The organism is Streptomyces sp. NPDC059477 (assembly GCF_042749375.1).
GTDB lineage: Bacteria > Actinomycetota > Actinomycetes > Streptomycetales > Streptomycetaceae > Streptomyces.
In genome coordinates this window covers 118,168-141,888 of sequence record NZ_JBHYUG010000008.1, presented here as the reverse complement: position 1 = coordinate 141,888, position 23,721 = coordinate 118,168, and the positions used below count along the sequence as shown (strand labels likewise).

Below are 23,721 nucleotides of genomic sequence, written 5' to 3'. Positions count from 1 at the left end.
CAGCTCCCCCGTCAGGTCAAGCCCGTCACGGCCCGGACCCCGGCGACGGCGGACGCAGCAGGTCCCGGGCCGCCTCGGCGACGGCCTCCGGGGTGATGCCGAAGTGCTCGTACAGCTCGGCGGCCGACGCCGAGGCGCCGAAGTCCTCGACGCTGATCGCGCGGCCGTCGAGGCCGAGAAGGTCGTACCAGCCCTGGCCGACCCCCGCTTCCACCGTGATCCGACGACGTACCGTCGGCGGTACGACACTGTCCCGGTACAACGGTTCCTGTGCGTCGAACCATTCGCGGCAGGGCATGGAGACGACCCGTGCCCGGAGCCCCTCCTCGGCGAGAGCGCGCGCCGCGGCCACCGCGATCTGCACCTCGGAGCCGGTGGCGATGATGATGACGTCCGGATCCGCGGTGCTGTCCTGGGCGGGGGTCTCGTAGCGGATGTACCCGCCGCGGACGGCGTCCGCCGCCGGGTGGAATCCGTCGCCGTGGTCCGGGAGGACCGGCAGATCCTGCCTGCTGAGGCTGAAGCCGGTGGGGTTTCCCGGGGCGCTGAGCACCTTCCACAGCGTGATCGCGGTTTCGCGGGCGTCGGCGGGCCGCACGATGTCCAGGCCGGGGATGGCGCGCAGCGAGGCGAGCTGCTCGACCGGCTGGTGGGTGGGACCGTCCTCGCCCAGGCCGATGGAATCGTGGGTCCAGACGTAGAGGACGGGCAGGTTCATCAGGGCGGCGAGCCGGACGGCCGGACGCATGTAGTCGCTGAACACCAGGAAGGTGCCGCCGTAGGGGCGGCTGAGTCCGGAGAGCGCGATGCCGTTCATGGCCGCGGCCATGAAGTGCTCGCGGATGCCCCAGTGGACCGTCCGGCCGTACGGGTCCGCGCCGGGGAGGGGGCTGGAGGACGGGAGGAACGACGAGGTGGGGTCGATGGTGGTGTTGTTGGACTCGCCCAGGTCGGCGGATCCGCCCCACAGTTCGGGCAGTTGCGCCGCCGCGGCTCTCAGTGCCAGGCCGAACGCCTTGCGGGTGGCCATCGGTGTGCCGGACGGGAACTCCGGGCGGGCGTCCGCGAACATGGCGGGCGTCCGCCTGTCCCTGAGCCGCCGCAGCAACTCGTGTCCGCCGGGGTTGCCGCTCGCCCAGGCGGCGAACGTCTCGTCCCAGGCGCGGTGGGCGGCGGCGCCTGCCTCGCGTGCCGCCGAGGTGGTGTGCGCGTAGACCTCCGCCGGTACGTCGAAGGCCGTGTCGGGGTCGGCGCCCAGCAGCAGCTTGGCCGCCCGGACCGGCTCGGCGCCGAGCGCGGAACCGTGGGACCTGGGGTTGTTGCGGGCGCCGGGCACCGGCCAGGAGATGATGCTGCGCATCAGGATGATCGAGGGGCGGGTGGTTTCCGCGGTCGCCTCCTCCAGTGCGCGGGACAGCGCGGGGAGGTCTATGTCGCCGTCGGCGGCGAGTTCCACTCGCTGGACGTGCCATCCATGGGCGGCGTAGCGGGCGCCCACGTCTTCGCTGGCCGCCAGTTCGGTGCTGCCCTCGATGGAGATGCGGTTGTCGTCGTGGACCACGACGAGCCGGCCCAGTCGCTGATGCCCGGCGAAGGCACCGGCTTCGGAACTGATGCCCTCCTGGATGTCGCCGTCCGAGCACAGGACGAAGACACGGTGGTCGAAGGGGCTCTCGCCGTCCGGCGCGTCGGGGTCGAACAGGCCCCGCTCCCGACGCGCGCCCATCGCCATGCCCACGGCGGTCGCGATGCCCTGGCCGAGTGGCCCCGTCGTGGTCTCCACCCCCGGCGTGTGCCCCCACTCGGGGTGTGCGGGGGTGCGGCTGCCCCGCTTCCGGTAGTTCCGCAGGTCGTCCAGGGTGAGTGGGTATCCGGTGAGGTGGAGCTGGATGTAGAGGGTGAGGCTGGAGTGGCCGCACGACAGGACGAAGCGGTCGCGGCCGGGCCAGGCCGGGTCGGCGGGATCGTGGCGCAGGAAGCGCTGGAAGATCAGATGGGCCGCCGGGGCGAGGCTGACGGCCGTGCCCGGGTGACCGTGTCCGGCCTCTTCCACCGCGTCCATGGCCAGGACACGGGCGGCGGACACGGCCCGCGCGTCGTCGTCGGTCCAGATGAAGCGGGCGGCGGAGGCGGCGGGGCGAAGGTCGGTGTCGGTGCTCGTCACGGAGCGCTCCTTGTACGACGTCTACGACGGTGATGCGCGCGGGACGGGCGACCCCATCGGCGCGGATGGCAAGGCGGTACGGGCAGGTACTGGCAGCGCGGATGACATGGGCGGCGCGAATGGCGCGGTGGGCACGCGTGGCATGGGCGGCCCGGTCAACGGGGATGGCATGGTCGGCCCGCACAGCAGGGACGGCCAGTTGGCCCGTAACGTACGGACGGCCCCGCCGATGGCCGGAGCCCGCTCACCACAGGGTGTAGCCGCCGTCGATCACCAGGATCTCGCCGGTCACGAACGACGACGCCGGGCTGGCCAGGTACAGCGCGGCCGGGGCTATCTCCGAGGCCTGCGCATAGCGCTGCATCGGCACCTCGTCGATCCAGTAGTGCTTGTACTCGGGCAGGTCGATGTCGGAGATCTCCGTCTTGGTGTAGCCCGGGGCGATCGCGTTGACCCGTACCGATCTGGGCGCCCACTCGGCGGCGAGTGACCGGGTGAGATGGTGCACGCCGGCCTTGGAGACGGCGTAAGGGGTGTGCCACTGGGGGCGGTTGACGATCATGCCCGACATGGACCCGACGTTGACGATCGAGCCGGTGCCGCGTTCCACCATGGACTCGCCGACCACCTGGCTGGCCTTCCAGACCGCGTCGAGGTTGGTGGCCATGACCCGGTCCCAGCTGTCGTCGTCGATGCTGAGGGACTCACCATGGATGCCGATACCCGCGTTGTTGATCAGGATGTCGATGGGTCCGAGTCGCTCGGTGACCTCGGCGCGCATGGCGATCAGGTCGTCCCGCCGGGTGACATCGGTCTTCGTGGCGATCGCGGTGGCACCGCCCGCGGTCAGCTCGGCGACGGCTTCGCCGTTACGGGTCTCGTCGCGGGCGGCGATCGCGACCGCGGCGCCCGCCTCGGCCAGCGCGAACGCGATGGCCTTGCCGATGCCACGGTTTCCCCCGGTGACAAGGGCGACCTTACCGTCGAGACGGAACTGGTCCAGGACGCTCATGGGGTTGCCTCCTCGGCGGGCTTCAGGGCTGCGCGCCCCGGGGTGACGCGGACGATCCGGTGCGCCGCGGAGCGCGTCGCCCGGATGAGTTCGGCGTTGCGCTGGTCCGAGCCGTGCGACCGCTCGTGTGCCTCGTCGGCGGAGCGCCCGAAGGACATGTGCCGTGCGATGAGCCGGTCGAGGCGGACGTCGTCGCCGGGATCCATGTACCAGCACTCGTCGAGCAGTTCGCGTACGGGCCCCCAGACGGCTCCCTCGACCAGCAGGTAGTTGCCCTCGGTGATGACCAGGGGGGTGTCACGCGGCACGGGGACCGCGCAGGCGATGGACTCCTCCAGGCTCCGGTCGAAGAGCGAGGCGTAGACGACCTCGTCGTCGCGGGAGCGCAGCCGGCGCAGGAGGTTGATGTATCCGGCGGCGTCGAAGGTGTCGGCGGCTCCCTTGCGGTCGTGGCGGCCCAGGCGGTCGAGTTCGCCGGTGGCCAGGTGGAAGCCGTCGAGCCCGACCAGTACCGCCTGGTCGCCGAGTGCGGCCACGAGGGTCTCGCCGAGGGTGGACTTGCCCGAGCCGGGCGCGCCCGTGATGCCGAGGATCCGTCGTCGGCCGGGGGTGATGAGCGCTCGGGCCGCATCGATCAGGTCGTCGGTGTCCATGGCGCACACCGTCGGTTCCTGCTCCGTGTCATGGGCCGCTGGGGGGTGGTTCACTGTTCGCCTTCCGTGCGAGGTGTCGATGCTGTCGGCTCATCGGGCTGGTGCGGGGCGGGATCGGGCCGTTCGATCGTGTCGGGTGATTCGATCGTGTCGGGTGACCTGGCGCCGGTCATGACGGCGACGGCTTCCGCCATGGAGATGGACCTGGTGTCGGCCAGGGCGATGCGGCGCCCCAGCCGGTGGATGTGGAGCCGGTCGGCGACCTGGAAGACGTTGGGCATGTTGTGGCTGATCAGGACGACCGGCAGTCCGCTGTCACGGACGCGGAGCACAAGGTCCAGGACCTGGTTCGTCTCGCGTACGCCCAGTGCGGCGGTCGGCTCGTCCATGATCACGACCCGGGTGGCCCAGGCGGCGACGCGGGCGACGGCGACGGCCTGCCGCTGCCCGCCGGACAGGGTCTCGACCTTCTGTCGGATGGACTGGACGCGGATGCCGAGGTCGGCCATCTGCTGGGCCGAGCCGCGCCGCATGGCGCTCTTGTCCAACTGCCGGAACACCGTGCCGAGCACGCCACGACGACGCTGTTCGCGGCCCAGGTAGAGGTTCTGGGAGATGTCGAGCGCGGGAGCCACGCCCAGTTCCTGGTACACGGTCTCGATGCCCGCCCTGCGCGCGTCGAGGGGGCTGCGGAAGTGGACCGGGGCGCCGTCGAGCCGCAGGGTGCCCGAGTCGGGGAGGACGGCTCCCGTCAGCGACTTGATCAGGGTGGATTTTCCCGCCCCGTTGTCGCCGATGACGGCGAGGATCTCGCCCGGCCGCAGATCGAAGTCGCAGTTGTCCATGGCCACCACATGGCCATAATGCTTGGTCAGGCCGCGTGCTTCCAGCACGTTGGGCACGGACTGGGCCGTGGTCATCGGGTCTGCCTCCTTCGCACCAGGTGGTCGACGCCGACGGCGATGACCACCAGCACGCCGGTGGCGACCTGCTGGTAGAGCGAGTCGATGCCGGCCTGCGTGAGCCCGTTCTGGAGCACGGTGACGATCAGTGCGCCGATGAGCGTTCCGATGACACCGCCGCGACCGCCGAAGAGGCTGGTCCCGCCGATGACGACCGCGGTGATGGTGTCGAGGTTCGCCGTCGGATATCCGCTGGGGTCGGCGGTCGGGGTACGGCCGAGCGCCTGCCAGGCGGCGAAGAGATAGATGACGGCGGCGACCACGTACACGCTGAGCAGTACGCGCCTGACCTTGATGCCGGCCAGTTCCGCGGCCTTGTGGTTGTCGCCGACGGCGTAGACCCGGACGCCCCACGAGGTCTGGGTGAGGGCGTAGGCCAGTACCGCGGTGAGCGCGACCCACAGCATGACACCGTAGGTGATCGTCACCCCGCCGACCGTCGGACCGAGGTTCAGGGCGGTCAGCAGGTCGGAGGTGACGGGGTAGCTCTGCGAGTCGGTGAAGAGCCGGGCGGACGCGGCGACGACGGACATGACGCCGAGGGTGACGATGAACGGCGGCAGTCTCAGGAACGAGACGAGTACGCCGTTGAGCGTGCCGACCGCCACGCACACCGCCAGGCCGACGAGCAGGGCGAGGGCGGGGTTGCCGTCGACGGCGAGCCGTCCGATGACGACGGACCCGAGCACCATGATCGCGCCGGTGGCGAGGTCGATGCCGGAGGTCAGGATGATCAGTGTCTGGCCGAGGGCCAGGGTGCCGACCACGACGGACTGCTGGGCGATCAGGGAGAGGTTCTCCGAGTTGAAGAACGTGCTGGTCGACAGGGAGAAGACGACGACCGCCAGGAGCAGGGCCGCGAGCGGACCCGATATCTGATGGGTCGCCAGTGCGCGCAGGCCCGAGGTGCGGCTCGCTTCCTGTTCCAGTGCCGCCACGTCGGCGTCGCGCGCCGCCGTTGCCGTCACTTGTCGCCCCAGCACTGGTCCAAGCCCCAGGCCGAGGTCTGGGAGTCGACGCCGGGGACCGGCTTGTCGGTGATCAGGACGGTGCCCGAGTCGGTGATCTCGTCGGACGGGGGCTTGGTGCCGTCCTTGAGGTAGGCGTCGGTGGCGTCGACGGCCAGCTGTCCCATCCTGCCGGGGAACTGCATGGCGGTGGCGCCGATGATGCCGTCCTTCACGTCCTGGACGCCTGAGCACGCCCCGTCGACCGAGACGATGACGACCTTGTCGGCCAGGCCCTTGTTCTTGATGGCGGTGTACGCGCCGTGCGCGGTGGGCTCGTTGATCGTGTAGACGACGTTGATGTCGGGGTGTGCCGACAGCAGGTTCTCCATCGCGGACTGGCCGGTGTCCACGGTTCCCTGGGTGAGGGCGCTGCCCGCGACGAGCGGGGAGTCCATGGTGATGCCGTAGCCGCTGAGGAAGCCGTCGTGCCGGCCGGAGGCGGGTCCGTCGGTCAGGTCGAAGTCCAGCATCGCGATGCGTGGGTCGCTCGGGGACGATGCCTTGGCCCACTCGCCGATGAGCTTGCCGGCGGCGAGGTTGTCGGTGGCGTAGGTGCCGTCCGCGGTGTTGACCGGGTCGAGCGGCGAGTTGACGTCCAGGACGAGGATGCCCTTGTCCCTGGCCTGCTTCAGCACGCCGTTGAGCGCGGTCGAGTTGGCCGGGGTGACGACGATCGCCTTCACCTTGGCGGCGATCATGTTCTCGATCGCGGTCACCTGTGTCGCCGAGTCGCCGGGCACCTTGGCCTCGGCCTTCATGACCTTCCAGCCCTTGGCCTCGGCGGCTGCCTCGGTGGCGTCCCCGAGCGTCCCGAAGAACGGGTTGCTCAGGTTCAGGTTCACTATGCCGATCGTGACGTCCCCACCGGACCCACCGGCGGAGGTGTCCGAACTGCCGGAACCCGAACCGCATCCCACGGCGGCGACGGCACAGGTGACGCCCAGCGCCATGGCTCTGAGTCCGGGTCTGGGGACGCGGCGGACGATCTTCATGGAGTCCTCCTGGAAGCGGGCCTGACGGCTCACCCTGCGGACCCGTTCTTATGTGTCCACAGTGGCGGTATGGCATGCCGATTACGGAGATGTTGCGCACAGTTTCGCCGACTGTCAAGCACTACAATCTTTCTTATGCGTTGTCGTCGACGGAAGTCGATGCTTCACTACAGTGCAGCCTGACGTTCGAGTGAGTGGAGCGAGATGACCGAGACAACACCCACCGCCCCGGCAAGTCCGCAGCTGTGGCGGGCGGATGAGGGCCCCGGACGAGTCTTGGAGCTGATCACCACGGGCCGGGCCCGCACCCGGACCGCCATCGCCGAGATGACGGGCCTCTCGCGGTCGACGGTCGGTCAGCGACTGGACGCGCTGTTCGCCGCCGGTCTGATCCGGGAGAGCGACAAGAATGTCCCCTCGCGCGGCCGACCGTCCCGCGCGCTCCAGTTGAACCCCTCCGCCGGGCTCGTCATCAGTGTCGACATCGGCGAGGAGCGGACCCGCATCGCGGTCACCGACCTCGACACGGCCATCCTCGCCGACCGCGTCGAGCGGCTCGCCGTCGGCGCGGGCCCCGTCGTCCTGCTCGACAGGATCACGGCGACCGTGCGCGACATGATCACCCAGGCGGGCCTCGACGGCAGGCCGGTCGCCGGTATCGGATTCGGGCTCCCCGCGCCCGTCGACTACGAGGCGGGCAAGGTGCTCGGCTGGTCGATCATGTCCGGCTGGGACGACTACGACATTCGTGGGCACCTGCGCCGGACCTGGCAGGTCCCCATCCTGATCGACAACGACGTCAATGTGCTGACCCTCGCCGAGCACCGGCGCTTCTGGCACGACCAGCGGCACCTGCTGTACATCAAGGCCGGGACCGGGGTCGGCAGCGGGATGGTCATAGACGGCCGGGTCAATCGCGGCGCCCAGGGCGCGGCGGGCGACATCGGCCACGCCCGCATCAACGGCTTCGGTGATCCGCAGTGCCGTTGCGGGAACCGGGGCTGCCTGGAGTCACTCGTCGGCGGCTGGGCCCTCGCCCGTGACGCGCGCGGCCGGCACAAGGACAACAGCCATGACGCACGGGACGTCGTCGACCAGGTGAAGAGCGGCGACAGCGGGGCTGTCACCGCTCTCCGGGCCGCCGGACGCGTCCTCGGGGAAGCGGTCGCCTACGCCACCAGCCTGCTCAATCCCGATGTGATCGTCCTGGGCGGCATCCTCGGCACCACCGGGGACCATCTGATGGCGGGCGTCCGTGAGGTCGTCTACCAGCGCTCACTTCCGCTCGCCACCCGCCAGTTGCAGATCGTGCCCACCAAGTACAAGTCCCGGGCCGGTATCGCCGGGGCCGCGTACCTCGTCCGCGACCATGTCCTCAATCCGGCGAGACTGGACGCCGCCCTCGCCACCGACGGTTCGCCCTTCGCGACGCCGTGAGGCGGGTGGGACCGGAGGGAGCCTAGTCCGGGAGCGTGACCAGGACCCGACCCCGGCTGCCCGCGTCGACCCGGTCATGGGCCTGGGCGATGTCCCGGAGCGGATAGCGGGCGGCGATATCGATGTGCAGGTCGCCGACGGCGGCGGCTGCGGTCAGGTCGCGGGCCGCCTGGCTCCTCGCCCGGGCGGGAAAGTCGTCGCTGCCCAGCAGCCGGAGGGTGACATTGGCGAAGAGCAGCTCCCAGAAGGGGAGCCGAGGGCGGCCGTCACGGGTGGCGTAGCAGGCGATGACCCCGTTGCCGGCGATGACGGCGGCGTCGAGGTCGGCGTTGTCGGAGAAGGCCACCTCGATGATGCGATCGACTCCGTCCGGGACGTGGGCGCGGAGGGACCCCGCGGGGTCGTCCTGATCGAGGGCGACGGTGTGGGAGACGACGGCGGGGTCCACGCGGTCGAGGTCGGCGGAGCGGGTGACGGTACCGATGACGGTGGCACCGCCCCAGCGGGCGAGCTGGGCGGCGAGGGATCCGACCGATCCGAGGACTCCCTGGACGAGGACGGTGGCGCCGTCGACCGGGCCGTCGGCGAACACCGCGCGGTGGGCGGTGATGCCGGGGATCCCCAGGCTCGCCCCGAGGTCGTCGGAGAGGTGTCCGGGCAGAGGTACGGCCAGGTCCTGGGGGACGACGGTGTACTGGGCGGCGGTGCCGAACGGCCGGTAGGACTGCGCGCCGTGCACCCACACCCGCTGCCCGATCCGGCTGCTGTCGACGCCGTCGCCGACCGCGTCCAGCACTCCGGCGGCGTCGCTGTGCGGGATCACCCGGGGAAACGGCATGGAGGTGCTCATCCAGCCGCTGCGCTTCTTGGTGTCCCCCGGGTTGACCCCGGACACCCGCACCCGGACCCGTACCTCGCCGGGGCCGGGCTCGGGGTCGGGAAGCTCCCCGACGGTGAGCACCTCGGCGGCCGGTCCCCACTGGTCGTACCACGACGCCAGCATGAAGACCTCCAGTTCACCGGCAGTGTGCATCGAGCCTATGCGCACTGCCTGCGGCGGGCTCCCCACGACGGCCGTCCGGGGGGCGGGGCGCCCGGAAGCAGGTCGCAGCGCTAGGGGTCGGTGACCTCCTCGGCGAACGGCACCGCCGGCTCGGCCGCCCCGCACCAGCCCCCGACATCAACTCGGGCGACGCTCGCGCGTGAGCGCGGGCGCCGCCCGGAGCCGCTTCGAAGGCGAGGAAAGCGAAGGAGCTTGGATTCTGAGAGTGAATGGAGAAGGAAGCCCCTTCATGGCCTCACCGCGGGCAACGCTAGCACTCAGCCAGGTATCAGGTCGCGCAGATTTCCGAGGATGATGACCTGGGAGTCCGGGTGCAGGCCCTCGGGGCGTTCGAGCCCGATGTACGTCACCGGCTCCTCGGGAATCGGGTCTCCGGCCCGCCACTGCTCGGCCGTGGTGTCGCCGGACATCAGGTCGGTCAGGTACCGCACCGTCAGAGACTCGCGCTCCACGACGGCGCGCACCACCTTCGACACCGACAGCCGGTTGTCCTCGACGCGGTTGGCCGACGAGATGCCCTTCAGGTACAGGTGCAGCCACTTCGCGCGCCACCGGCCGTCGTTCTCGCGCCGGAACACCAGGGGCAGGGCCACCCGGCCCGCTCCGCGCAGCTCCGATTTCGCCCGCACGGTGCGCGGCTCGAAGGGTCGGCCCTTCTGCTCGGCGTCGCGCAGCATGAAACCGAAGAACGACTCCTCGACCTTCTCGAAGCCCTCGCCGTGGTAGATGTTGACCTGCGGGACGATGAACGCGCCGGTCACCCGGCGCAGGGACAGGTCGATGAACTCCGTGGCCCCGTCGGGCGCCTCGGTGACATCGCCCGAGTGCACCCCTCCGATCCCTTCGAGCCTGGTGTAGGAGAGCCAGGAGTCGGTGCTGTAGTCGGCGTGGAGGAGCAGCGCGGAGAGGTCGTAGTCGGTCCGGGCCTCGGTCTCCTTCCAGTACACGAAGAAGCGCAGGTGTTCGCCGCCGACCGCCGAGAGTGAGCCCCGGGGCAGTACGCCGAGCCCGCCCGTGGTCGCCCGGCCGCTGAGCGGCAGCGCCACGTCGAGGATGTCGGCGTCGAGCAGCAGCCGGGCCGGTGCGGGGAGCCTGGCGCGTATCTCGGCGTCGAGGGCGGCGATCAGGCGGTCGCGGTCGGCGGCGGGGACGGGCGGCCGGACATCGGGGGTGACCCAGCCCCGGCCGCTGCGGTTGACGAAGACCCGGGGCCGGCCGGTGTCCCGCCGCCGGTTGCCGAGGTGCTCGCGGAGCGACAGCACGACCCGGCCGGAGACCTGGGGAGCGACCCGTACCGCGGCGGCCAGCACCGCGTCCCGCTCCCCCTGGTCCGCGGCGATGCGCAGCAGATGGTCCAGGGCGCGGAACAGCTTGCCGGGTGCGGAGGCGAGCAGCCGCACCGCGCCGGGGACGTCGGACTCGTCCAGCAGCATCGCGACCCGGCTGTCGAAGGACCGTGCCTCCTTCTCGCCCCGCGCCACCGCGAACACATCGGCGGCGTGCGGCCAGCGCGGGTACTCGTGCGGGTGGAGACGCTCACCGAGCCGCTTGAATGCCTCGCGGTGCGCGTGCACATCGGCCAGCTTGGCGGGGTTCGCCGCGACCACGGCGTCGAGACCCGCGAGCAGCGCGCGGCGGGCCGGTCGCGGCAGCGCCCTGAACCGGGTCGGCTCCCGCAGCGTCACATCACCGCCCGACAGCGCGCAGGCCAGCCGGAGCACATCGGTGACGGTGTCCAGCAGGAGGTCCGCGCCGAGGGCGAGGCGGGCCTCGTTGACGACCGCCCGGTTCTCCCGGACCGGGATCGGCTCCGGGTGAGGGCCGAGCACACACCGTCCGGCGAGGGTCCTGAGGTCGAGCAGGTGATCCCCGCCCAGCGGTGTCGTGCTGCCCGCCAGGGACAGGTACAGCTCCGTCAGTTCGGTGTCCAGGTCGCGCCCCAGGTGCAGGACCGTCACCCGGTCGCCCGCCGAGGCGATCAGCTCGTCCTGCGCCGCGAGCAGTTCCTCGTAGGTGTGCTGGTAGCGGCCGTACGCGGGCAGGCTGAGCAGGTCCAGCACGCCGTGGGCCAGCTGGGTCAGCACGTTCTCGCGCGAGGTGTCGTCACGGAGCGCCTTCGTCACACACCGCGTCCAGAACTCCTCGGTGTCCGGCACATTCGCCGGGAAGTCGATGAAGTACGCGTTGTGCCGGACATGGTCGCCCACCATCTCCCGCACCGTGCGCAGCGTCCGTGCGGCGGTGTGCACGACCGCGGCCCGCGACAGTCCCGACAGCCGCTCCAGCAACTCCGCCGACAGCTTGAACCCCACGGACGTCAGCGCCACGTCGAACTGCCGCGCGGCGGCGGCTCCGTCCCCGGCCGACCCTTTGGGAGAAGGAAGGCGGTGGGTGTGCCGGAGGACGAGCGATTCCAGAGTGTGCGCCATTCCGGGATGATGGCAGAGGTGGACGAGCGGACACACAGGGGTTTCCCGTGCGGAACCTCAGACGAGGTGCATCCCCGCGTCGACCACCACGTTCGTCGCGTTCACGCCCGGACACTCCAGCAGGAACATGACCGCCGCGGAGATGTCATCGGCGGTCGGCAGCCGCTTCGCGGGGGTGCGTTGCCGCATCGCCTCGTACCACTCGGCGCGTACACCGTCGGCGGCGTCGACCGCGGCGGTCCCGGTGACGATCCCGGGGGTGACGGCGTTCACGCGGACCGGCGGGACCTCCACCGCGAGTGAGTTGACCAGTCCGATGATGCCCGCGTTCGCCATCGAGATGGTGGTCGAGCCGGGCACCGGCCGCCACATGGACAGGCCGCTGAACATCACGACCGAGCCGTCGGGGGAGAACTTCGGCAGCGCTTCGTGTACGGCGGTGGCGTAGCCGACCGTCTTCATCAGCAGGGTGCGGGCACAGTCATCGGGCCTGAAGTCGGTGATGGTGTTGTGGTCGCGGTCCAGTGCCGCGAGCACCAGGTGATCGACGACGTCGATACCGGCGAAGAGGTCGCGGATCGAGTCCCGGTCCGCGAGTTCGCACGCGGCACCCGTGGCGAGGTCGCCGAGTTCCTGTGCGCGGGCCTTGGCCGCGGTGCCGTCCCGGCCCGTGATGGTGACGCGGGCGCCGCGTTTCACCACGGTGCGGGCGAATTCGTATCCCAGTCCTTTGGTGCCGCCGATGACGACGACATGACTGCCTGCTGAAACCATGATGGTCCTTCTGCTTTCTCCGGCGTCGGATGTGTTGGGCCTGTGAGCGGTGTTGCGGACGGTCACTGGGGTCGTGGGCGGTTGTGTCGGGCGTGGGCGACGGCGAGGAGGCCGGTGACCAGGCCCAGGGCGAGGGCCGCGGAGCCCCAGCCGGTGCCCGCCAGTTCGTCCCGGCCGAGGGCGTGGTCCAGCGACCACTGGCCCGGTCCGGTGAAGGCGAGCGCCGCCGCCATGACGCCGTAGACCAGGGGGATCTCGAAACCTCCGGCCTGTGCCCACAGGCCGTGGGAGGCGTTGACCGAGCCCGCGGCGAGCATGGTGCCCAGGGCGATGGCCGTGCCCAGCGGGAACAGCAGTCCCAGGAACAGGGACAGTGCCGCGGTCATCTCGCAGGCCGCGGCGAGAAGGACGAGGGGCTTGCCCGGGCAAAAGCCCCAGGTCTCGAAGACGGGGGCGGTTCCCTGGGGGCCGTGGCCCCCGAACCACCCGAACATCTTCTGCGCGCCATGGCCGAGGAGCAGGCCGCCGAGCAGCAGACGCAGGAGGAGCAGGCCGGTGTCCATGGTGGGTTCTCCTTGTGAGCGGTCGGCCCCGGGCGGTCGGTCCAGGGCAGAGCGGCCCGGGGCGGACAGTCGGGGGGGCGGTCAGTCCCATGCCAGTACGCGGCGCATGGCGTGGTGGACGGCGTGTACGGGGTCGTCGGTGAGGTGGTCGGATCGCCAGGCGATGTGCCGGTCCGGGCGGATCAACAGGCAGCCGTCGTCGGCCACTTCGCGCAGGCGGGCCCAGTCGCCGTAGACGTCGTCGTAGAGCTGGCCGCGGCCCACCGAGTGGGCGACGATCTCCACTCCCAGTTCCGCGGCGGCCTTTTCGGCGGCGGGCAGCCAGGGTGCTCCGCCGATGCCCGTGAGCAGGGTGAAGCGGTCGCGGCCGACGAGATCGAGGGTGGACAGCCGGGTGCCGTCGTGTTCGAGCCAGGCGTGCGGCAGACTCGCGCCGGGGTGGGTGGTGGGGCGGTGGAAGAGCTGGGGGTCCCGGGTGTGCGGCGGATGCTCGGTGCCGTCGGGGACGACCGCGCCGGAGCGGTAGTGCTGGCCCAGTTCCACACCATGGGCGTTGAAGTGGTAGTCGTTCTCCGCCAGGGCGGCGGCGACCTCGCGGCGCCGGGCCCGGCCCTCCCGTGTGGGGGCGAAGTACTCCGCGAGGGCGTCCGCGCCCTCCTCGTCGCTCTGGCCCGCGCGGACACCGAGCGCGGCGGGGATCTTCCCGGCGAGGGCGACGCTCTCCATCGCCCGGTCCACGACCTGTCTGCCGACCGGGTGCCGTTCGTCGTGGTAGGTGTCCAGCAGTCCGTCGCCGGCCCGGCCGTGTACGGCCAGGGCGATCTTCCAGGCCAGATTGTACGAATCCTGCACGGACGTATTGCTGCCCAGGCCATTGGCCGGAGGGTGGCGGTGAGCGGCGTCACCGACGAGGAACACCCGCCCGGTGCGGTACCGGGTGGCGAGGACGTGGTTCATCTGCCACTGGCTGATGTCCTTGATGCGTACCTGGATGCCGGGGTCGCCTATGGTGGCGCGGGCGCGCTCCAGCATGGCCGCCTCGCTCAGGTCGATCTGTTCCACCGCGGGGTCGTACATCACGATCAGCACCCATTCGGTCCAGGGTTTGACACAGATGTACGTGCCGGCTCCGAGCCAGAACTCCTTGCCGGGCTGAACGGTGAAGAAGAGTGTGCCGGGGCGGTGCGCCCGGTACTTGGTGAGGTCGGCCTCCAGCCAGACATTGACGGCGTGGCCCAGGCCGGTCTCGCCCTCCATGGGGACGCCGAGCCGCTCGGCGACCGTACTGCGTCCGCCGTCCGCGCCGATCGCGTACCGCGCCCTGACGCGGTACTCCTCGCCGGTGGCGCGGTCGCGGACCGTGCCGTGGACGGCGTCCGCGTCCTGGGTGATGTCCAGCAGCTCGGTGGAGAACCGGATGTCGGCGCCCTGCTCCCGTGCGGCGTCCAGGAGGATCGGCTCCAGCAGGTGCTGACCGACGTTGCCCATGGCGCAGGGACTGGCCGCTTCGTAGTCGGCCTTGCGGGCGATGCCGTCGCCCCATGCCTTCATGCGGGCGAGTTCCTGTCCGGCGAAGCTGGTGGCCCAGACGTTGTCACCCATCAGGTCGGCGGGAGTGGCGACCGCCCGGACGCGTTCCTCGACACCCAGGTCGCGGAAGACCTCCATGGCGCGCTGGTTGGTGATGTGGGCGCGGGGGGTGTGCGCGGTGCCGGGGTGGCGGGACACGGTGACGGCGTCGACGCCGGACCGGGCCAGGAGCGCGGCGGCGGTCAGACCGGCGGGTCCGGCGCCGACGACGAGTACGTCGGTCTCAAGGGTGCGCATGGGCGGTTCGGCCTCTCCTCGGGCGGCGGGCGGGGTGGGTCTCGTGGCGGTCACGGGGAGTGGTGCGCGCCGGTCATCAGCTCGGCCAGGTCGTCGGGGCGCAGGAAGGACGGGGGCGGTGGCGGGCCCCAGTTGAAGAGGCCCTTGGCTCCTTCGAGGTCCTCGGGCGTCCAGAGCTGGTCGTCGAGGATGGTGTCCATGTCGGAGTAGTACTCGGAGAAATTGCCGGCCGGGTCCTTGAGGTACCAGAAGAAGTTCGACCCGGCGTGGTGCCGGCCCAGGCCCCACACATGCCGCTCCGGATGCTCCGCCAGCATGGCGAAGGCTCCCCTGCCCACCTCGTCGATGTCCTCGACCTGCCAGGAGGTGTGGTGCAGGAAGTTCACGGGGGCGTCGAGGACCAGGTCGTTGTGTTGGTGGGTGTCGCTGCCCATGACGGCGCCGGGCCCTTTTTTTTCGTCGCTGGTCGGTACCCCGTTGCGTTCGTTGAACAACCGCTTGGTGGTTTGGTGGTGGGTCGCGCCGCCCACGACATGTCCGAGCTTGCGCGGCCGGACCTGGTGCTGCCGCAGCAGGCCGGGAGCCCGGCCCGGGCCGCGCTCGACGCGTCCGGGACCGTTGTACGGCGTCGGCGGCTCCGGGGCCTGCGCGATCCGGTCGGCGACGCGGATCACCGCGCGGAAACCGGCGATGGGTTCCTCGGCGGTCAGGGTGTCCCCCTCACGGTGCGCCGGGAGGTCGAGCCGGGTGAGGCTGCGGGCGATGCGGTCGAGGTCGTCGGAGTCGTCGACGCCGATGCTGACCTCGATCAGACGGCGGGTGGGCGCGGGCACGATCTTCAGCTGCCGGCCGCCGTCCCGGGTGGCGAACCACCCCTCGGTGTCCTGGGTCAGGCCGAAGTCGGAGTAGTAGGCCGTCGTCGCGGCGACGTCGGGAACTCCGATGACCAGTGAGTTGAGCCGGTGGAGCGGCATCGTTCCACACTCCTTGTGGATGGCTGAAGGGGGCTCGGAACATGCGCCGCGACGCTCCGGAACGGGGTGCGCGGTGTCCTGGGGGTGGGGGACCGGGTGGGGGCAGTGGGACCGGGTGGGGTGGAAAACCGGGTGGAGGCAGTGGGACCGGGTGGGGTGGGGGACCGGGTGGGGCGACTCGCCCGATCTTGTTGAATGCGCATGAATGTAACAGGTCAGACGTCCGCGGCATTCCCGGTCAACGGGCGTTCCCGGTGTCCCGCACCAGGCGGTGCCGCATCTCGCCGATGCCCTCGACATAGCTGACCAGCTCATCACCGTCGGCGAGGAAGCGCTGGGGACGGCGGCCGAGGCCCACCCCGGCCGGGGTGCCGGTGAAGATCACGTCTCCGGGCAGCAGCGGCAGCACGGCCGAGAGGCGGGCGATCAGCGCCGAGACGGGGAAGAGCAGGTCGGCGGTGCGGCCCTTCTGCATCTCCTCGCCACCGATGGCACAGCCCAGCTCCAGGTCGTCGGGGTCGTCCAGCTCATCGGGGGTGACCAGCCAAGGGCCCATGGGGCCGAACCCAGGATGCGACTTACCGAGGCTGAACTGCGGCGCCGGCCCCGAGAGCTGGAGGTCGCGCTCGGACAGATCCTGTCCGACGGTCAGTCCGGCGACGTACTCCCAGGCCCGCTCCTCGCTCACCCGCCAGGCGTGCCGTCCGACGACGACGACCAGTTCCACCTCCCAGTCGACGTTTCCGTCGGGCAGGGTGATGTCGCCGTACGGGCCGGTGATCGAGGAGGTGAACTTGGTGAACACCGGGGGGTGTTCGGGCAGGGCGAAGCCCGACTCCTGTGCGTGGTCGCGGTAGTTCAGGCCGATCGCGAGCAGCTGGCGCGGGTGGGGCGCGGGAGAGCCCAGGGTGGACTCGGTGGGCACCACATCGGCGTCCGGCCGGGCCTGCGCCGACCAGCGGCGGAATTCGTCCCAGCGCTCGTAGAGCCGTTGCGGGTCGGCGGGGAACAGTCCGCGGCTGGCCCGTTCGATGTCGGCCCAGCCGCCGTCGGTCAGCAGCGCCGACCGGCCGGACACATTGGCGATACGCATGCACACGCTCCGTGGGCGGTTCGTCCTCGGCTCGGTCGCCGGGGAACATGTTCACCGTTGTAACCCCGGAGATTCGAGAGGTCAATACACTTTCGAAAGTTTGCCGGTCATTCGATCCTCGGTTACCCTGCCGGGCATGGCGGCCACGGGCGGAAAACAGACTCTGAGCGACGACGTACGGGCCCGGCTGCGGGCGGACATCCTCAGCGGACGGCTGCTGCCGGGTACCCGGCTGAAGTTCCCGGTGCTCAGCGCGCGCTACGACGTCAGCGTGAGCGTGCTGCGGGAGGCCCTCGTACGCCTCGCCGAACAGGGCCTCGTCCGGTCCGAGCCCCACCAGGGCTTCATGGTGACCCCGCTCTCCCGGGGCACCCTCACAGAGCTGACCGAGGCGCGCGCGGAACTGGAGGTGCTCGTGCTGCGGCGCTCCGTGACCGAGGGGGATCTCGCCTGGGAGTCCGCGCTCGTCGCCGCCCACCACACACTGGAGCGCACGCCCTACACCGCCGCCGACGACGACAGCCGCGTCGACGACGACTGGTCCGCCGCCCACGCCGCCTTCCACGAGGCCCTGCTGAGCGGCTGCGGCAACCGGCGCCTCCTCCAGCTCGCCCTCGGGCTCCGCGACGAGGCCGAACTGTACCGCCGCTGGTCCCAGCCGCTGGGTGACGAGCCCGGCCGGGATCTCGGGGCCGAGCACCGCGCCCTGCTGGACGCCGCGCTCGCCCGGGATCCCCAGGCTGCTGCCGCGGCGCTGTGCGACCACATCCGGCACACGGCTCAGTTGCTGCTCGCCGTCGCGGACCGGCTCGACTCCGCGCAGGAGTCGTCGGCGCTTGCGTCGTAGGCGGGGGTCCTCGGCAGGTCGTCGGGGGCTGTCTCGACACGTCGCGGGGGTTTTCTCGACAGTCGTGGGGGGGGGCTTCTCGACACGTCGTATGGGGCTTCTCGACACGTCGGCGGGCGGGCTTCTCGCCGTCTGCGTGTCCCGCACGGGCTGCCGCACATCCGGCGCTGCCCCGCCGCGAGATGGCCATGTTTCCCACGATCGGGCTAGTTGTGACTTGTGCGCGTGTGCGTGCGGGCCGCGGGGGCAGTCACTGACGGGCCGTGAAGCGGTTGCGGCCATGAGGGAGAAAGGTGGCAGAGTCATGCGCACGGAGGCCATTCAGAGGGTCACGCTCGTCTTCTCGCTGTTCGACGCGAACGGCAACGGGGTTCTGGACGCCGAGGACTTCACGCTGATGAGCGATCGTGTCGCCGTCGCGGCGCCCCTGGCCGAGCAGGCCGCCAAGGACACGATGCGAGCGGCCTTCGAGGGGTACTGGACGGCCCTGCTCACCGGCCTCGACACCAATGGTGACGGGGTGATCAGCTTCGACGAGTTCACCGCGTGCGTGCTGTCACCCGAGCGTTTCGACGCGGCGATCACCGGATTCGCCGAGGCCCTTGTCGCACTCGGTGACGCCGACGGCGACGGACTCGTCGAACGCGGCGACTTCACCGCCCTCATGATCGCGATCGGTTTCCGGCCCTCCAACATCGACGTCCTCTTCGACGCCTTCGAACCCACCGCCGAGGACCGCATCGCGGCGGTCACCTGGCTTGAGGGGATCAAGGACTACTACGCCCCCGACAAGGCGGGCATCCCCGGTGACCTCCTGGTCACCGCGATCGGCGTCTGACACGCGGGGCCCACCCCCGCGAGCGCCGCCGGACCCGGCTCCGGACCATCGGACCTGTAGCTTTGACATGTCGCACTGCTCGTGGAGGTGCCTGCGATGGTCGATGCTCAGAGCACGGGATCCGTTCCTCCGTGCCGGGACGAAGGCGCGCCACGGGAATCCCCGGACCTGGACACCGCCGTCCTGACGACCCTGCTCGACACATCCCGCGACGGCATCGTGGTGCTGGACGGTCATCAGCGGTGCGTGTACGTCAACGACGCCGGATGCCGGATTCTCGGCGAGCCGCGTGCGGCGCTCCTGTCACGCCCCTTGCGGTTCGGCGAGCCGGACCCGGGCCCTGGGGCCGAGCCGGCCCAGGGACGTGGGCGGGTCACCACCCTTTCCGTCGCCGACGGGACTCAGCGCGAGGTGGAGTACGCGCGGGTCCCGGTCGACTCCGGGGGCCGCGCCCTGACGGCGGTGACGTTCCGGGACGTGACCGGGACCCGATGGCAGGAGCGTCGGCTCGCGGCCTTCGCGCGGACGGCGTCCAGCCTGGCCGGGGCGGGGTCGGTCCAGACCGTCCTGGACAAGGTGGCCGCCGAGGTGGTGGAGGCGAGCAGCATCGGGGCCTGCTCGATCATCCTGATCGACCCGGACACGAACCTGCTGCGCATGGTGGGAGCGGCCGGCCATGGCGACGCCTATGTGCAGCAGCTGGCCGCGACGCTCGATCTCGGCGCTCCGCTGGTCACGTTGCGGGCGTTCACCTCCCGGCGCCCCGTGGTGCAGCGAGATCTGGCGCGGATCATCGACGAGGACAGCCGGTTCGGGCCGATGACCGATCTGCGGCGGGACGCCCGCTGGGTGGCTCTGGCGGCAGCACCTCTGGTCGTGCGCGACCGGCAGTTGGGCGTGCTCACCGCGTTCTACACCGAGGGCCTGGATCCGAGCGACGCGGACGTGGAGTTCCTGACCGCGATGGCCGACCAGGCGGCGGTGGCGGTCGACAACGCGCGGCTGTTCGCCGAGCAGGAGGGCAGGGCGGCCCTGGAGGAACGGCACCGGCTGGCCCGTGAGCTGCATGACTCGGTGTCGCAGGCACTGTTCTCGATGACCCTGCACACCCGTGCCGTGCAGTTGGCGGCCGAGCGGGCGGGCCATGATCCGGGGCAGCAGGTCGCGCGCGGACTCAGCACCCTGCGCGCGCTGACCGAACAGATACTGGTCGACATGAGGGCGCTGATCTTCCAGCTCCGGCCGGGCACCCTGCACGAGGGCGGCCTGGTGGACGCGGTCAGTGAGCATGCCCGGTCGGTGGCCGCCATGGAGGAGCTGGACATCCGTGTCGAGGGTCCCGAGCGCCGTCTGCCGTTGAGTCAGGAGACGGAGACCGAGATCTTCCGGGTGATCCAGGAGGCGCTCAACAACAGCGTCCGGCATGCCCGCCCGAAGCGTGTGGAGATCCGGATCGCCGTACCTCCGCAGGACAAGGGTGCCCTGGTGGTGGAGGTGTGCGACGATGGCGCCGGGTTCGACCCCGGCACTCCGCATCCCGGACATCTGGGTCTGGAGAGCATGCGTGAACGGACCGAGCGGCTCGGAGGCCGGTTGCGCATCCGGAGTTCGCCCGCGGGGTCGGTGGTCCGGGCCTATCTGCCCGGCCTTCTCTCTCCGGCGAGGAGGCTGTGGAAGGTGGACCTCCAGGCCGGTCATCGCAGTGGTGCGGAGCAGGACGGTGGGAATGCGCGAGAGTGACCCGACGGCACCGGTCCGAGTCTTCCTCGCCGACGACCACGCGGTGGTGCGCAGCGGGATACACGCCTTCTTCGACATGCTCGACGACATCGAGGTCGTCGGAGAAGCGGCGGACGGCCAGGCCGTGCTCGACGCGTTCGAGCACCGGGCGGCACGGAGCGACCTGCCCCATGTGGTGCTGATGGATCTCGTGATGCCCGGACTCGACGGGGTGAGCGCCACACGTGAGCTGAAGCGGCTCTATCCGGCCGTCGAGGTCGTCGCGATGACCAGTTTCAGCGAGGCCGAGCGGGTGCGTGCCGCGCTGGAAGCGGGGGCGTCCGGCTATGTCCTCAAGGACGCCGTGGCGGACGAGGTGGCCGCCGCCGTGCGCACGGCGTATCGAGGCGGGTCGTATCTCGCCCCCGCGGTCGCCCGCAAGCTGACCCAGTCCATGAGCACCGCTCAGCGCAGCGTCACCGCGCTCACGGCCAGAGAGCGCGAGGTTCTCGCCCTGGTCGCGCAGGGCAAGTCCAATCGGGGCATCGCGGAGACCCTGGTGATCAGTGAGCGCACCGCCCGGACACATGTCAGCAAGGTGCTGAACAAGCTGGGTTTCGCCTCGCGCACCCAGGCGGCCCTGTGGGCGATCGAGGAAGGGCTGAGCCCCCGCGCCAGTCACTGACTGTGCTCGGCGCACGGCTCGGGAGCGCTGGGCGTTCATGTCCGGGAGCGCTGGGCGGTCATGTCCGCGGAGACCTACGTGCCCATGTCCGATGAGACCTGGGCCCTCAGGTCGGGCAGTGGGGGACCTACGTCGAATGTCGCGTTCCGAGCGGGTCGAAGAGCCGTAGCAGAGGCACATGACAAGCGGGTTAAATCTGTGACCCGGGCCACTTCGCCCACCGACCGGCTCTGTCCGGCCGAAGCGCGTCGCGCACCGGGGTGTTTCCCGCAGGCAATCCCTTGTCCACAGAATCGAGGTTGCTGTGCCGGACCGTCTCCTTCTCCGTGGCGGCCAGATCGTGTCGATGGATCCGACCGTGGGTGACCTGGTCGGTGATGTGCTCGTCGAGGACGGCAGGATCGTCGCCATCGGTCCCCGCCTGGACATCGCCGAGGGCGCCGCCGTGATCGACGCCTCGCATCACCTGGTGATTCCCGGCTTCATCGACTCCCATCGGCATCTCTTCCAGGCACTCATGCGAGGACTGGGCACCGACTGGTCGCTGTTCCAGTACTTCACGGCGATGTTCGGCATGCTGGGGCCGCGCATGACGCCGGAGCACATGGCCCTGGGCACGACGCTGGGTGCCTACGACGCCCTGGATTCCGGGGTCACCACTGTCTTCGACTACTCGCACAATCAGTCCTCGCCCGACCACACGGATGAGGCCGTGCGTGCGCTGCGGGACAGCGGTATCCGGGCGATGTTCGGCTATGGCGGGTCCATGGCCGAGCAACTGGAGATCCTTTCGCCGCCGTTCAAGAGCACCACCCTGAGCGACGAAAGGGAGATCCGGCGGGTCCGCGACCAGTACTTCGCGTCGGACTCCGGGCTGGTCACCATGGGTTTCGCGGTGCGCGGGCCGGACTCGTCGACGATGGACGTCGTACGGTCCGATTTCCGGCTGGCCCGCGAACTGGGCCTGCGGATCAACACCCATATCGGCATGGCCGTCCTCGCCCAGGACATGCGGCCCACCGTGGTCCGGCTGCACAAGGAGGGCCTGCTCGGTGACGACCTGATCTTCGGCCACTGCAACCTGCTCACCGAGGAGGAGTTCCGGCTGATGGCCGACGCGGGCGTGTCCGTCTCGGTCACGCCCGAGGACGAGTCCGCGATGGGGCACGGCTGGCCGCCCATCGGCGCGCTGCTTCGCGCGGGCATCAGACCGAACATCGGCATCGACACCTGTATGGCCGTCGGCGGCGACCCGTTCACGGCGATGCGTTTCGCGCTGGCCGTACCTCGGGGCATGGCCAACCAGCGTTCGCTGGAGAACGGGGTCAACCCCTGGCGGCTGGATCTCTCCGCCCGTGACGTCCTCGAATTCGCGACCATCGAAGGTGCCCGCGCGCTCGGGATGGACGATGTCATCGGCAGCCTGGCACCGGGCAAGCAGGCCGACATCGTCATGATCCGCACCGATCACATCTCCATGGCCCCCGTGCTCGACCCGGTCGCCTCCCTCGTGCACCACGCGGGCCGGGGAACCGTCGACACCGTCTTCGTCGCGGGCAGGGCCGTCAAGCGCGACGGCGCACTCGTCGGCGTGGATGCGCGCGACCTCGGCCGACGGGCCGCGTCCGCCGCCACCGGGCTGCTGGAGGCGGCCGGTGTCACCCCTGGCTGGGCGCCGCCCCCTCCGCCGGGAGCCGGCGGCGACCACTGACCGCCCCGCGTGTCACGCGCCGGACCGGCGCCTCGGGCCTCACCACGACACACGAAGGATCACCCTCCCCATGCGTATCGCACTCTTCGACCACTACCGCATCGGCATAGTCGACGGCACCTCGGTGGCCGACATCACCGATGTCGTGGACAGCCGGTGGCACGGTACCCCGTATGTGATCAATGAACTGATCGAGCACTTCGACGAACTGCGCGAGCCACTGCGTGCGGCGCTGGCGTCGGCGCCGACCCAGGCACTGGCCGATGTCACGCTGCTGCCGCCGCTCCCGCGTCCGGGCCAGTTGCTGGCGGCGCCGGCGAACTACCACGCCCACGTCGCCGAGATGACCACGTCGCGCTATCGGCCGACCAGCGAGCAGGCGCTCCGGTCGCCGCGTGAGGTCGGGTTCTTCGTCAAGGCCGCCGGCTCGATCTCCGGCCCGGCCGACCCGATCGAGCTGCCCGCGCTACCGGGCCGGGCCTTTCACCACGAGGTGGAACTGGGGGTGGTCATCGGCAGGACCGCTCGTGGTATCCCGGCCGAGCAGGTGGCCGACCACATCTTCGGCTACGTCATCCTGCTCGACCTGACCCTGCGCACGGAAGGCGTACGGCAGGAGGAACGGACCCTGCGCAAGTCGTTCGAGACCTTCACGCCGATCGGCCCGTTCCTCGTCACCGCTGATGAGGTGGCCGATCCAGGGAACCTCGGCCTGCGGCTGTGGGTCAATGACGAACTCCGGCAGCAGGCCAACACCCGTGACCTGATCGTGGGAATCGGCGAGCTGATCGAGCAGGCGAGCAACGTCGTGACACTGCGCCCCGGTGACCTCTACGCGACCGGAACTCCCGAAGGGGTCGGACCGATCGAGGTCGGCGATGTGGTGCGGGCCGAGATCGACGGGCTGGGCGAACTGAGCCTGCCGGTCGTCGAGCGCGGCTGGTGACCGCCGTGGCACCGGCATCGAA

The 23,721-nt window shown here is 70.4% G+C and carries 20 protein-coding genes; 7 read left to right on the top strand and 13 right to left on the bottom strand.

Going from position 1 to position 23,721, the window contains the following annotated elements; genetic code table 11:
- Positions 1-25: 25 nt before the first annotated feature.
- From tkt to ACFXAZ_RS06675, 6 genes are all read right to left on the bottom strand, one after another.
- Entirely contained in the window at positions 26-2,164 is a 2,139-nt protein-coding gene (gene tkt / locus ACFXAZ_RS06700; protein ID WP_384586003.1) for a transketolase, read from the bottom strand.
- A gap of 244 nt (positions 2,165-2,408) precedes the next feature.
- Positions 2,409-3,176, bottom strand: coding sequence for an SDR family NAD(P)-dependent oxidoreductase (locus ACFXAZ_RS06695; protein ID WP_384586001.1), 768 nt, complete (start codon positions 3,174-3,176; stop codon positions 2,409-2,411).
- Positions 3,173-3,829 (bottom strand): nucleoside/nucleotide kinase family protein, encoded by a 657-nt coding sequence (locus ACFXAZ_RS06690; protein ID WP_384585998.1) that lies wholly within the window; start codon positions 3,827-3,829, stop codon positions 3,173-3,175. Before ACFXAZ_RS06690 ends, ACFXAZ_RS06695 begins: the two co-directional genes overlap by 4 nt.
- A 50-nt stretch (positions 3,830-3,879) precedes the next feature.
- On the bottom strand, positions 3,880-4,749 hold the full coding sequence (locus tag ACFXAZ_RS06685) for an ATP-binding cassette domain-containing protein (protein WP_384585996.1): 870 nt from the start codon (positions 4,747-4,749) through the stop codon (positions 3,880-3,882).
- Positions 4,746-5,759, bottom strand: coding sequence for an ABC transporter permease (locus ACFXAZ_RS06680; RefSeq protein ID WP_384585994.1), 1,014 nt, complete (start codon positions 5,757-5,759; stop codon positions 4,746-4,748). The genes ACFXAZ_RS06685 and ACFXAZ_RS06680 overlap by 4 nt, the downstream gene beginning before the upstream one ends.
- Positions 5,756-6,826: a substrate-binding domain-containing protein gene (locus tag ACFXAZ_RS06675; protein ID WP_384585992.1), complete on the bottom strand. Its 1,071-nt coding sequence runs from the start codon at positions 6,824-6,826 to the stop codon at positions 5,756-5,758. Before ACFXAZ_RS06675 ends, ACFXAZ_RS06680 begins: the two co-directional genes overlap by 4 nt.
- Before the next feature lie 171 nt (positions 6,827-6,997).
- On the opposite strand from ACFXAZ_RS06675, the gene ACFXAZ_RS06670 reads away from it, so the two are divergent.
- Positions 6,998-8,230, top strand: a complete 1,233-nt coding sequence (locus ACFXAZ_RS06670) for an ROK family protein (RefSeq protein WP_384585990.1) — start codon at positions 6,998-7,000, stop codon at positions 8,228-8,230.
- 22 nt (positions 8,231-8,252) lie between these two features.
- Here ACFXAZ_RS06670 and ACFXAZ_RS06665 read toward each other — a convergent pair whose 3' ends face one another.
- The 7 genes from ACFXAZ_RS06665 to ACFXAZ_RS06635 all read right to left on the bottom strand — a co-directional run bounded on the left by ACFXAZ_RS06665 (position 8,253) and on the right by ACFXAZ_RS06635 (position 16,953).
- Positions 8,253-9,233: an NADPH:quinone reductase gene (locus ACFXAZ_RS06665; RefSeq protein ID WP_384586040.1), complete on the bottom strand. Its 981-nt coding sequence runs from the start codon at positions 9,231-9,233 to the stop codon at positions 8,253-8,255.
- Between the two features lie 317 nt (positions 9,234-9,550).
- Positions 9,551-11,722 (bottom strand): hypothetical protein, encoded by a 2,172-nt coding sequence (locus ACFXAZ_RS06660; protein WP_384585988.1) that lies wholly within the window; start codon positions 11,720-11,722, stop codon positions 9,551-9,553.
- Positions 11,723-11,779: 57 nt separating this feature from the next.
- On the bottom strand, positions 11,780-12,496 hold the full coding sequence (locus tag ACFXAZ_RS06655; protein ID WP_384585986.1) for an SDR family NAD(P)-dependent oxidoreductase: 717 nt from the start codon (positions 12,494-12,496) through the stop codon (positions 11,780-11,782).
- Positions 12,497-12,558: 62 nt separating this feature from the next.
- Positions 12,559-13,059, bottom strand: coding sequence for a DoxX family protein (locus ACFXAZ_RS06650; protein WP_384585984.1), 501 nt, complete (start codon positions 13,057-13,059; stop codon positions 12,559-12,561).
- A gap of 81 nt (positions 13,060-13,140) precedes the next feature.
- Positions 13,141-14,886: an FAD-dependent monooxygenase gene (locus ACFXAZ_RS06645; RefSeq protein ID WP_384585982.1), complete on the bottom strand. Its 1,746-nt coding sequence runs from the start codon at positions 14,884-14,886 to the stop codon at positions 13,141-13,143.
- 50 nt (positions 14,887-14,936) lie between these two features.
- Positions 14,937-15,860, bottom strand: coding sequence for a dioxygenase (locus ACFXAZ_RS06640; RefSeq protein WP_384585980.1), 924 nt, complete (start codon positions 15,858-15,860; stop codon positions 14,937-14,939).
- 238 nt (positions 15,861-16,098) lie between these two features.
- Positions 16,099-16,953 (bottom strand): fumarylacetoacetate hydrolase family protein, encoded by an 855-nt coding sequence (locus ACFXAZ_RS06635; RefSeq protein WP_384585978.1) that lies wholly within the window; start codon positions 16,951-16,953, stop codon positions 16,099-16,101.
- A 136-nt stretch (positions 16,954-17,089) separates the two neighbouring features.
- On the opposite strand from ACFXAZ_RS06635, the gene ACFXAZ_RS06630 reads away from it, so the two are divergent.
- The 6 genes from ACFXAZ_RS06630 to ACFXAZ_RS06605 all read left to right on the top strand — a co-directional run bounded on the left by ACFXAZ_RS06630 (position 17,090) and on the right by ACFXAZ_RS06605 (position 23,699).
- On the top strand, positions 17,090-17,800 hold the full coding sequence (locus tag ACFXAZ_RS06630) for a GntR family transcriptional regulator (protein ID WP_384585976.1): 711 nt from the start codon (positions 17,090-17,092) through the stop codon (positions 17,798-17,800).
- A 304-nt stretch (positions 17,801-18,104) separates the two neighbouring features.
- A complete protein-coding gene (locus ACFXAZ_RS06625) occupies positions 18,105-18,638 on the top strand; it encodes an EF-hand domain-containing protein (RefSeq protein WP_384585974.1) in 534 nt (177 codons plus the stop codon).
- 96 nt (positions 18,639-18,734) lie between these two features.
- Positions 18,735-20,378 (top strand): histidine kinase, encoded by a 1,644-nt coding sequence (locus ACFXAZ_RS06620; RefSeq protein WP_384585972.1) that lies wholly within the window; start codon positions 18,735-18,737, stop codon positions 20,376-20,378.
- On the top strand, positions 20,365-21,042 hold the full coding sequence (locus ACFXAZ_RS06615) for a response regulator (protein WP_384585970.1): 678 nt from the start codon (positions 20,365-20,367) through the stop codon (positions 21,040-21,042). Before ACFXAZ_RS06620 ends, ACFXAZ_RS06615 begins: the two co-directional genes overlap by 14 nt.
- Positions 21,043-21,346: 304 nt before the next feature.
- Positions 21,347-22,753 (top strand): amidohydrolase family protein, encoded by a 1,407-nt coding sequence (locus ACFXAZ_RS06610; protein ID WP_384585968.1) that lies wholly within the window; start codon positions 21,347-21,349, stop codon positions 22,751-22,753.
- A gap of 70 nt (positions 22,754-22,823) precedes the next feature.
- On the top strand, positions 22,824-23,699 hold the full coding sequence (locus ACFXAZ_RS06605; protein WP_384585966.1) for a fumarylacetoacetate hydrolase family protein: 876 nt from the start codon (positions 22,824-22,826) through the stop codon (positions 23,697-23,699).
- Positions 23,700-23,721 lie beyond the last annotated feature (22 nt).

Coding starts and splice junctions, on each gene's coding strand:
- ACFXAZ_RS06695 (WP_384586001.1), bottom strand. CDS start 3,176: ATGAGCGTCCTGGACCAGTTCCGTCTCGACGGTAAGGTCGCCCTTGTC.
- ACFXAZ_RS06690 (WP_384585998.1), bottom strand. CDS start 3,829: ATGGACACCGACGACCTGATCGATGCGGCCCGAGCGCTCATCACCCCC.
- ACFXAZ_RS06685 (WP_384585996.1), bottom strand. CDS start 4,749: ATGACCACGGCCCAGTCCGTGCCCAACGTGCTGGAAGCACGCGGCCTG.
- ACFXAZ_RS06670 (WP_384585990.1), top strand. CDS start 6,998: ATGACCGAGACAACACCCACCGCCCCGGCAAGTCCGCAGCTGTGGCGG.
- ACFXAZ_RS06665 (WP_384586040.1), bottom strand. CDS start 9,233: ATGCTGGCGTCGTGGTACGACCAGTGGGGACCGGCCGCCGAGGTGCTC.
- ACFXAZ_RS06660 (WP_384585988.1), bottom strand. CDS start 11,722: ATGGCGCACACTCTGGAATCGCTCGTCCTCCGGCACACCCACCGCCTT.
- ACFXAZ_RS06655 (WP_384585986.1), bottom strand. CDS start 12,496: ATGGTTTCAGCAGGCAGTCATGTCGTCGTCATCGGCGGCACCAAAGGA.
- ACFXAZ_RS06650 (WP_384585984.1), bottom strand. CDS start 13,059: ATGGACACCGGCCTGCTCCTCCTGCGTCTGCTGCTCGGCGGCCTGCTC.
- ACFXAZ_RS06645 (WP_384585982.1), bottom strand. CDS start 14,886: ATGCGCACCCTTGAGACCGACGTACTCGTCGTCGGCGCCGGACCCGCC.
- ACFXAZ_RS06640 (WP_384585980.1), bottom strand. CDS start 15,860: ATGCCGCTCCACCGGCTCAACTCACTGGTCATCGGAGTTCCCGACGTC.
- ACFXAZ_RS06635 (WP_384585978.1), bottom strand. CDS start 16,953: ATGCGTATCGCCAATGTGTCCGGCCGGTCGGCGCTGCTGACCGACGGC.
- ACFXAZ_RS06630 (WP_384585976.1), top strand. CDS start 17,090: ATGGCGGCCACGGGCGGAAAACAGACTCTGAGCGACGACGTACGGGCC.
- ACFXAZ_RS06625 (WP_384585974.1), top strand. CDS start 18,105: ATGCGCACGGAGGCCATTCAGAGGGTCACGCTCGTCTTCTCGCTGTTC.
- ACFXAZ_RS06620 (WP_384585972.1), top strand. CDS start 18,735: ATGGTCGATGCTCAGAGCACGGGATCCGTTCCTCCGTGCCGGGACGAA.
- ACFXAZ_RS06615 (WP_384585970.1), top strand. CDS start 20,365: ATGCGCGAGAGTGACCCGACGGCACCGGTCCGAGTCTTCCTCGCCGAC.
- ACFXAZ_RS06605 (WP_384585966.1), top strand. CDS start 22,824: ATGCGTATCGCACTCTTCGACCACTACCGCATCGGCATAGTCGACGGC.